10 protein-coding genes are annotated in these 8,294 nt (G+C 71.3%); 5 read left to right on the top strand and 5 right to left on the bottom strand.

Going from position 1 to position 8,294, the window contains the following annotated elements:
* A partial coding sequence (locus KD1_RS12540) for a PIG-L deacetylase family protein (RefSeq protein ID WP_174521111.1) occupies window positions 1-243 on the bottom strand: 243 nt, incomplete at its 3' end.
* 33 nt (window positions 244-276) lie between these two features.
* Between KD1_RS12540 and KD1_RS12535 the strand changes: the two genes are divergently transcribed.
* Complete coding sequence (locus KD1_RS12535; protein ID WP_169795395.1) at window positions 277-1,449, top strand: glycosyltransferase family 4 protein; 1,173 nt, start codon at window positions 277-279, stop codon at window positions 1,447-1,449.
* The gene (locus KD1_RS12530; protein WP_068402401.1) at window positions 1,446-2,138 is read left to right on the top strand and encodes an NUDIX hydrolase; all 693 of its coding nucleotides are present in this window, start codon (window positions 1,446-1,448) and stop codon (window positions 2,136-2,138) included. Before KD1_RS12535 ends, KD1_RS12530 begins: the two co-directional genes overlap by 4 nt.
* Here the strand turns inward: KD1_RS12530 and KD1_RS12525 are convergent, their stop codons facing one another.
* Both KD1_RS12525 and KD1_RS12520 read right to left on the bottom strand, forming a co-directional pair.
* Complete coding sequence (locus tag KD1_RS12525) at window positions 2,139-2,393, bottom strand: hypothetical protein (RefSeq protein ID WP_068402399.1); 255 nt, start codon at window positions 2,391-2,393, stop codon at window positions 2,139-2,141.
* Entirely contained in the window at window positions 2,390-3,700 is a 1,311-nt protein-coding gene (locus tag KD1_RS12520; protein ID WP_169795394.1) for a PspC domain-containing protein, read from the bottom strand. The genes KD1_RS12525 and KD1_RS12520 overlap by 4 nt, the downstream gene beginning before the upstream one ends.
* 125 nt (window positions 3,701-3,825) lie before the next feature.
* On the opposite strand from KD1_RS12520, the gene KD1_RS12515 reads away from it, so the two are divergent.
* From KD1_RS12515 to KD1_RS12505, 3 genes are all read left to right on the top strand, one after another.
* Window positions 3,826-5,139, top strand: coding sequence for an ATP-binding protein (locus KD1_RS12515; RefSeq protein WP_245627400.1), 1,314 nt, complete (start codon window positions 3,826-3,828; stop codon window positions 5,137-5,139).
* Complete coding sequence (locus KD1_RS12510) at window positions 5,136-5,834, top strand: LuxR C-terminal-related transcriptional regulator (RefSeq protein ID WP_068402395.1); 699 nt, start codon at window positions 5,136-5,138, stop codon at window positions 5,832-5,834. Before KD1_RS12515 ends, KD1_RS12510 begins: the two co-directional genes overlap by 4 nt.
* Window positions 5,835-5,986: 152 nt before the next feature.
* Entirely contained in the window at window positions 5,987-6,322 is a 336-nt protein-coding gene (locus KD1_RS12505; RefSeq protein ID WP_068402393.1) for a hypothetical protein, read from the top strand.
* 58 nt (window positions 6,323-6,380) lie between these two features.
* Here KD1_RS12505 and KD1_RS12500 read toward each other — a convergent pair whose 3' ends face one another.
* Window positions 6,381-7,382 (bottom strand): quinone oxidoreductase family protein, encoded by a 1,002-nt coding sequence (locus KD1_RS12500; RefSeq protein ID WP_068402391.1) that lies wholly within the window; start codon window positions 7,380-7,382, stop codon window positions 6,381-6,383.
* Between the two features lie 113 nt (window positions 7,383-7,495).
* Window positions 7,496-8,294: HNH endonuclease signature motif containing protein (locus KD1_RS12495; protein ID WP_157073334.1), on the bottom strand; the 799-nt coding region annotated here is incomplete at its 5' end.

The raw sequence follows: 8,294 nt of genomic DNA, 5'->3' as shown, positions 1-8,294 counted from the left end.
CCAGACGAGCCGGTCCACGCCCAGGGCCGCACAACTGCGCTGCGTCTCGGCCCGACGCGCCGCGGCCAGGGCGGCGGGGCCACCGAACGAGTCCTCCGCCTCGCCCAGGGCGCCGTCGGTGCACACGACGAGGACGACGCGATGCCCCTGGGCGGCGGCACGGGCCATCGTCCCGGCGGTGAGCAGCGCCTCATCGTCGGGATGGGCGTGCACCGCGACGAGAGTCCGGCGGTGGGTGGGCATGGGCCCATCCTTCCGCATGGGACGCTGGGGGGCGTGCGCGTACTCATGGTGTCGGACTGCTACGCCCCCCGCGTTGGCGGCATCGAGACCCAGGTCGGTGACCTGACAGCCCAGGTGCGCGCTCGGGGCGTCGACGTCGAGGTCCTCACGATGACCCCGGGCCCGCCGCTGCCGCACGTGCACCGGTTGGGTCGCCCGATCATGCGCGACGTGCTCTGGGACCCGCGTACCCGGGCCGATCTGCGCCGCCTCATCCGACCCAGCGGGAACACGGTCGTGCACGCCCACCTGGGTGTCCTCAGCCCGTTCGCCGCCGACGCGGTGCGGATCGCCGTGGCGGCCGGGGTGCCGGTCGTGGCCACGTGGCACAGCCGGTTGCGTCCGGTGGTCCGGCCCTGGGCCGCGTCGGGGGTGCTGCGCCGTTGGGCTGCAGCCGGGGTGGCGTTGACTGCGGTGTCGACGGTGGCTGCCCGCGAGGTGTCGGCCGCGGCCGGCGGCGCGCGAGTTTCGGTGCTGCCCAACGGGATCGACGTGGGCACCTTTCACCCGCCGCCGGTGGGTGTGGCCGGCGGGGCGCCCTCGGCGGTGGCGCTGGATCGATCCAGCCGGGCGGCTGCGGATCAGCCCACCCACGAGGCTCCGCTGCGGGTTGTCACGACGATGCGCCTGGCCCCCATCAAGCGACCGCTGGCGACCCTGGCCATCGTTGCCCGGGCCCGTGCGCTCGCGGCGGGCTCGCGCGACATCCGGTTGCAGATCATCGGCGACGGGCGGCTGCGGCCCCGGGTCGAGCGCGAGGTGGAGCGGCGGGGGTTGAGCGGCGCCGTCACCCTGTCGGGGCGGGTCGCGCGTGAGCAGGTCGCCGCCGACGTCGCCGCCTCGGACGTGTTCCTCTCCGCCGCCCGGCTCGAGGCCTTCGGGATCGCCGCCCTCGAGGCCCGGGCGCTCGGCGTGCCCATCGTGACGCCGCCGGAGTCGGGGGTGTGCGACATCATCATCGACGGCGTGGACGGCGTGGTGGCGCCCGACGACGAGGCGATGGCGCGGACCCTCGCCGACCTGGCGACGGGACCCGATCGCCTTGCCGCCCTCGCCGCCGGTGCCCGAGCGACCCCGCCTCGCCAGACCTGGGCGCGAGTCACCGACCTCGTGCTGCAGCACTACTCCACGGCCTTGACCGGCGGTCGTGACACGATGCCCGCGTGAGTCGGATCGAGATCGTCGCCCAGACCGGTGCGCAGGTGCACGTCACGTTCGACCTCCCGCACGGCGGCGACCCCGGTTGGGAACTCGCTGCGCGCGGCTGGTCGGTGTCGCATCCCATCGACGCCCGGCGGCTGCCCGACGAGACGGTGCAGATCGCCTTCGAGGTCACCCCTCGTGATGTGACGGCCCCGCCGGCGGCCGAGCCCGTGCCCACCGATCACGATCTCGTCGTCGAGCCCGGTGAGGTGGCGTTGCCGGTGCAGAGGGTGGCCGCGTATGCGCTCGTGCGCACGGAGCGCGGTGTGCTGCTGACCGAGTTGGCCGAGCACGTGCGTGCGGTGGCCGGCCAATGGACGTTGCCCGGCGGGGGAGTGGACCCGGGGGAACAGCCCGCCGACGCGGTGATCCGCGAGGTGTGGGAGGAGTCGGGGCAGCACGGTGAGAACCCCGAGCTCGTCGACGTCGTGACCGCGCACTGGGTCGGGCGCTCGCCGGCGGGGCGGCTCGAGGACTTCCACGCGATCCGGTTGGTGCACCGGCTCGCGTGCCCGTCGCCGACCGATCCGGTGGTGCACGACGTCGGCGGTTCGACGTCGCGGGCGGCGTGGTTCACGCCCGACGAGGTGCGCGAGTTGCCGCTCGTGACGATGATCCGCGAGTTCGGAGCCGAGTGGATCCGGTTGGTGTGATCAGTCTCGGGAGCTGAGCATCCCCACGATGCCGAGCACGAGCCCCAGGGCACCGGCGCCGATGACCAGCCAGGGAATGAGGTGGCGCCAGTTCGCGTCGTAGCCGAGCAACTGGTCGACGATGACGAGCAGGGAGAGGGCCAGCAGGATCAGGCCACCGGCCAGCGCCGTCGGGGACGGGCCGGTGATGATCTGCTGCGGCGGTTCCTGCGGGTACGGCCGGGCCGGGTCGTGGCGCTTCGGTTCGTTGTTCACTCAGTGCTCCTCTGGATCGAGAGTTCGCCGAAGCCGACCGTGGATTGGACGATGACGTCCGGTCGGCCGGAGCCGAAGGTGTGGTCGTAGATCGCGCCGTTGGGGGTGTGCGTCGGGTCGGGGCCGATGCCGGGCTGGACGGAGATCTCGCCGACGGACGTGGAGCCGACGACGCGCACCGTCTGTTCGGCTGGCACGGTGACGGTCAGGATGCCCACCGAGACGTGGGCCGTGACGGTGGCCGGGTCGTCCGCGTCCGTCGGGAAGCGGCTCAGGTCGAGCGTGGCCTGACCGACCCCCTGGTGGAAGACGACCGACTCCGCCGTCGTGGGCGCCCAGATCTGGTGGGTGAAGTCGACGTGCGTGAGGGCGGTCTGACCGCCCAGCGTCAGGGCGGTCGCGATCGAGGTCAGCACCGCCATGGCGCTGATGAACCCGCCGCGCCGGCCGAGCAGCCCGATGACGATGAGCGCCGTGGCGAGCACCGCGACCGCCGCGGCCAGGCCGACGACATCGTGCAGGCCGGGCCAGTCGTAGTGCTGGTGCAGTTGCCGGGCGCCGACGCCGACGAGGATGGCCAGCCCGACGATCATCATCGTGGGAAAGAAACCCACGGAGAGTCGGTGCGGCCGCTGCCAGGTCGGTCGCGGTGGCGAGGTGGGGTAGGGGGTGGGGTGGGCGGTGGGCGCCGGTGCGGAGACCACGGCTGGCTCTGGCGGCTTGGGTGCCACAGGTGCCACGGAGGGAGCGTGCGTCGCGGAGGCAGAGGCCGGGGCCGGCGTGGCCCCCTTCGGCGGTGGCGGAGGAGGCGGCTGCTGAGGCGACGCCGCCGACCTCGTCGGCGAACGGTGCTCCGTCGTGCCAAACGGGTTGTGGACCTCGCCATTGCGCACGAGCAGCCACCAGATCAGCCCCGCAGCCATCAGCGACACCGGCACGACGGGGAGCCACCCGATGTCCGGCGCCCCACCGAGCAACAGCACCGACGCCACGAACATCAAGAGCAGCACGATCGGCCCGGCGGCACCGTTGAGGGCCCGCTGCGCCTCGATCTGGTCGTTCTCGTCGGGCAGGAACGCCCACGCGGCCAGGTAGGCGACGACCGGCAGGCCCAACGTCGAGAGCATGAGCATCAGCGCCACCGCGCGCAGAAGGACGGGGTCGATGCCCAGGTGCGCCCCGAATCCGGAGCAGACCCCACCGATCCACTTGTTCGACGTCGATCGCCGCCACGAACTCTTGCGCAGCCACGCGAAGAACGGGTCTGTGGTCCCGTGCTCCGGGGCGGGGGCGTTCTCAGGCTGCATGACTCCATCTTGCGATGCCGCCTCGTCGTCGAGCATCGGGACCCACCCTGACCGATCCCGGACCCGACCCCCACATTCCGGCCCTCCGCTGGGATTCCGCCCGTGGAGTTGGGCAGGATGGTCTTGTGGCCATTCCCTACGACTCCACCATCCCGGTGCCGCCGGCGCCGGTGCGTCTGGTGCGCCCGCGCACCGGCCGCTGGATCGGCGGCGTGTCCGCCGGGATCGCCGCGCACATCGGCGTCGACGTCGTCATCGTCCGGGTCGTCATGGTCGGTCTCGGACTGATGGGCGTGGGCATCTTCGGCTACCTCTTCCTCTGGGCGCTGACCAACGAGGGTGAACCGGGAGTCGCCGCCCCGGTGCCCGACGCCCGCACCGCACGACGCTCCGAGGCGTTGGCGTACGTGCTGCTCGGCGTGCTCGCGCTCGTGCTCGGGGCGACGGCGCTGGAACACGGCGGCAGCCTGATCTCGACGAGCTTCCTCTTCCCGATCATCATCATCGGCGTCGGAGGAGTACTCGCGTACGGCCAACTCGACGACACCCAGCGCGGCGCCTGGCTCGGCACCGGGGCCCGTGAGTGGCGCGGAGTGGTCCGACTCGTCCTCGGCCTGCTGCTCGTCGTGGGCGGCATGATCGCCCTGACGAGTTGGGGCCGTTCGCTCACGCAGCTCGGTGGGTCGCTCCTGTCCACCTTGGCGGTGCTTTTCGGAGTCGCGCTCATCGCCGCTCCGTACATGATGCGGGTGTGGTCGGACCTGCGGGAGGAGCAGGCGGCGCGGGCGCGTGCCGATGAGCGGGCCGACATCGCGGCCCACCTGCATGACTCCGTGCTGCAGACGCTGGCGTTGATCCAGCGGCGCTCGCACGATCAGGCGATGGTCGCCCAACTCGCGCGTGCCCAGGAGCGGGAACTGCGCTCGTTCCTCTACGGCGCGCAGAAGAACAATCACGACTCGTTGTCCTCGGCCGTCGCCGATGTCTGCCACGAGGTGGAGGACGTACGCGGCGTGCCGATCGAACTCGTCGCGACGGGGGATCGGTCCCTGGACGCGGACGGGCTCGCGCTCGTGGCCGCGCTGCGTGAGGCCCTGGTCAACGCCGTCAAGCACGGTGAGCCGCCGATTCGCGTTTACCTCGAGGCCGGTCCGTCGGGTGTCGAGGCGTTCGTGCGTGACCATGGACCGGGGTTCGATCTCGAGGAGGTCCCCGAGGACCGTCTCGGACTGCGCCACTCCATCCTGCAACGCATGGAGCGCCACGGCGGTAGCGCGCGGATCCGGCGGCTCGAGGCGGGCACCGAGGTGGAACTGCGTCTTCCGCCGCGCCAGGCAGCCACGGTGCCGGCGACCCCAGTGCCCCAGCCCCAAGAGCCACAGCAGCCCCAGCAGCCTCAAGAACCCCAGCAGCCCCGCGCCACCCAAGGAGAATCATGACCAGCCCAGGCACCCCAGCGGCTGCGCCGATCCGCGTCGTCCTGGTTGACGATCACCGGATGTTCCGCACCGGAGTCAAGGCCGAGCTCGAGGACACCGGCGCCCCGCTGGACTTCGTCGGTGAGGCCCCGGACGTCGACTCGGCGGTCAAGGTGATCCGCGAGACGACCCCCGATGTCGTCCTGCTCGATGTTCACCTGCCCGGTGGCATGGGCAACGGGGGAGTCGATGTCCTGCACGGGTGCGCTGGCGTGGAGACGGCGGCCGGGCAGCCCGTGCGTTTCCTGGCCCTGTCCGTCTCGGATGCCGCCGAGGACGTCATCGCCGTGATCCGTGCGGGTGCTCGTGGGTATGTGACCAAGACGATCAGCGGCACCGATCTGGCCACGGGGATTCGCCGGGTGGCCGCGGGCGACGCGGTGTTCAGTCCGCGGCTGGCCGGGTTCGTGCTCGACGCGTTCGGTGCGGCCGCCGGTGAGATCGCCGAGGTGGACGAGGAGCTCGACCGGCTCAGCGCCCGGGAGCGCGAGGTCATGCGTCTGATCGCCCGCGGCTACCAGTACAAGGAGGTCGCCAAGGAGCTGTTCATCTCGGTCAAGACGGTCGAGACGCATGTGTCCTCGGTGCTGCGCAAGCTTCAGTTGTCCAACCGCCACGAGCTGACCGCCTGGGCCATGGGCCGCCGCCTGATCTGAGCCGCGTCGCGCGCACCGCTCACACCGCATGCCGCACGCACACCGCGTGCCAAGCGCCCCGCCGCGTGCACCGCGCGTATCACCCGAGCCCACCGCTCCGGCGCGCGCCCCGGATTTCCGGGGCGTTGTACTCGTGGGTGAGGATGGGCGCCATGGACGCCCTCAAGATCATCCTCGTGCTCGCCCACATCCTCGCCGCTGCCCTGATCATCATCGCCCCGGCCCTGCGCGGTGGCGCCGGCAGCCCGCTGCAGGCGTGGTCCGCGCGCATTCAGCTACTCCTCGGTCTCGCGCTGACGGGCCTCGCCGAGGCCGGCGACGCCGAGGTGAACCACGCCAAGATCGGCACCAAGCTGGTCGTCATGTTGGCCGTCATCGCCTGCGCCGAGATCGCCAACTCCAAGGCCAAGAAGGACGTGAAGACCCCCCTCGCGTGGGTCGCCGCCGTGCTGGCCGTCGTCAACGTGGTCATCGCCTACGCCTGGTGAGTTGCGTGCGTGGCCGATCCGCATGGGCGGGAACCCTGGCGGATCGGCCGCCGACAGCTCAGGGCACGAGCAGCAACTTGCCCGTCGTACGCCTCCCCTCGAGGTCGTCGTAGGCACGGGCCGCGTCGGCCAGCGGATACGTCCCGCCCACCTCGAGCTCCAGACGGCCCGCAGCCAGATCGCCCAGCACCGACTCCGCCCGCCACAGCATTTCCTCGCGGGTCGCGACATAGTGCCCCAGCGACGGGCGGGTCACGTAGACCGATCCCGCGGAGTTGAGGCGCTGGAGGTCGAACGGCGGCACCTGCCCACTCGACCCGCCGAAGAGCACGACCATCCCGCGGGGTCGGAGCGAGGCCAGGGACGCGTCGAACGTGTCCTTGCCGACGCCGTCGTAGACCACGTCCACGCCGCGCCCCGCAGCCTCCCGCACAGCGGCAGCCAGCGACTCGGGCGTGTGGTCGCGGTAGTTGATGGTCTGCGCAGCGCCCCGGCTCCGAGCGATCTCAAGCTTCTCCGGGGACCCAGCCGTCGCGACGACGCTGCCGCCCATGACCGTGATCATCTGCACCAGCAGTTGCCCGACACCTCCGGCCGCCGCGTGAACCAACGCCACGTCCTCCTTCTCGATCGGGCGCGTGCTGTGGACGAGGTAGTGCGCGGTCATCCCCTGAAGCAGGGACGCAGCCGCCACGTCGAGGTCGAGCCCGTCCGGCACCGGCACGAGGACCGTGGCGGGCACCGCGACGTAGGCTCGGCCACTGCCCCGGAACGACGCCCAGGCCACCCGATCCCCGACCGCGAAGGTGGCGTCCTCCGGCAGGTCGGGGCCGACGGCAACGACCTCGCCGGCGCCCTCTGAGCAGGGGACGAACGGCAGCTTCATCGGGTATACGCCTTCGCGCTGGTAGACGTCGATGAAGTTCACACCGACGGCGGCGACCTTGACGAGGACCTGGCCCGGACCAGGCTGGGGGACCGGCTCCTCGCGGACTTCGAGGACATCGGAACCACCGTGACGCGGCACGGTGAGGGCAGGGGCGTGCGTGGGGATGCTCATAAGCGTCAACCTAGTGTCCTTCGTCGTGGGGTGGACAGATCTGCTGCCCGAGGCAGGGTTCTCCCCAGGCAGGGTTCTCCCCAGGCAGAGTTCTCCTGTGGTGTGGGGCGTGGTCATGGTCGCCTCCGGTGGAGGCCGTGTCTTTGGTGGAAGCGGATGGTCAGGGTGCCGTCGGGTTCTCGGATGCGTTCGTGGACGTAGTCGGGGTTGTGGATGCGTCGGTGGTCTTGCCAACACAACGGCAGTGCGTTGGTCAGGTCGGTGGGTCCGCCGTGTGTCCAGGGTGTGAGGTGGTGGAGTTCGGCCCAGGAGAACGGCCGGTCGCATCCTTCGGCGGCGCACGAGACGTACTTGGTGGCCAGGGCCCGTCTCTGTGGTTCGGTGAACAGGCGTTTCGCCCGCCCGACGTCCAGGGGTTGTGACTCGCCGCCGAGCACGACGGGCACCAGCCCGGCGTTGCAGGCCGCGCGGCGGGCTTCGCCGGCGGAGATCTCGTGCCCGGTCTCACACGTCGCCGGCCGCGAGGTGCGGTCGGGCGTGAGTAGGTCCTGGCCGCATTCGGGATCATCGACGCTGTCCAGCGCCGCGGTGAGGTCCTCCTCCCGCATCGTCACGAGGATCGTTGCCCCGTTCGCGCCGGTCAGTTCGTCGGTGGGCAGGTGTTCGAGGACCTGCGTGAACGCCAACCCTCGTTCCCGGGCCCAGTCCCGCGGCGATTTCGGCTCGGTACCGGCGGTCACGTCGGACTCGGCGGTCTCACAGCAGCCGGCCGGTTCCGCGGACTCACCCGCGCTGACCTCACCCACCTCCGTGCCCTCACCCACCTCCGCGCCCTCACTCACCTCACCCACCTCGGCGACGTCGGCGACCTCGGTGCTCTGTCGTTCGCGGGCGTCGCGGTTGGACAGGGTG

This window comes from Kribbia dieselivorans NBRC 106261 (assembly GCF_001552435.1).
In the GTDB taxonomy this organism is placed as follows: domain Bacteria; phylum Actinomycetota; class Actinomycetes; order Actinomycetales; family Dermatophilaceae; genus Kribbia; species Kribbia dieselivorans.
This window is presented reverse-complemented; position numbering and strand designations above follow the sequence as displayed.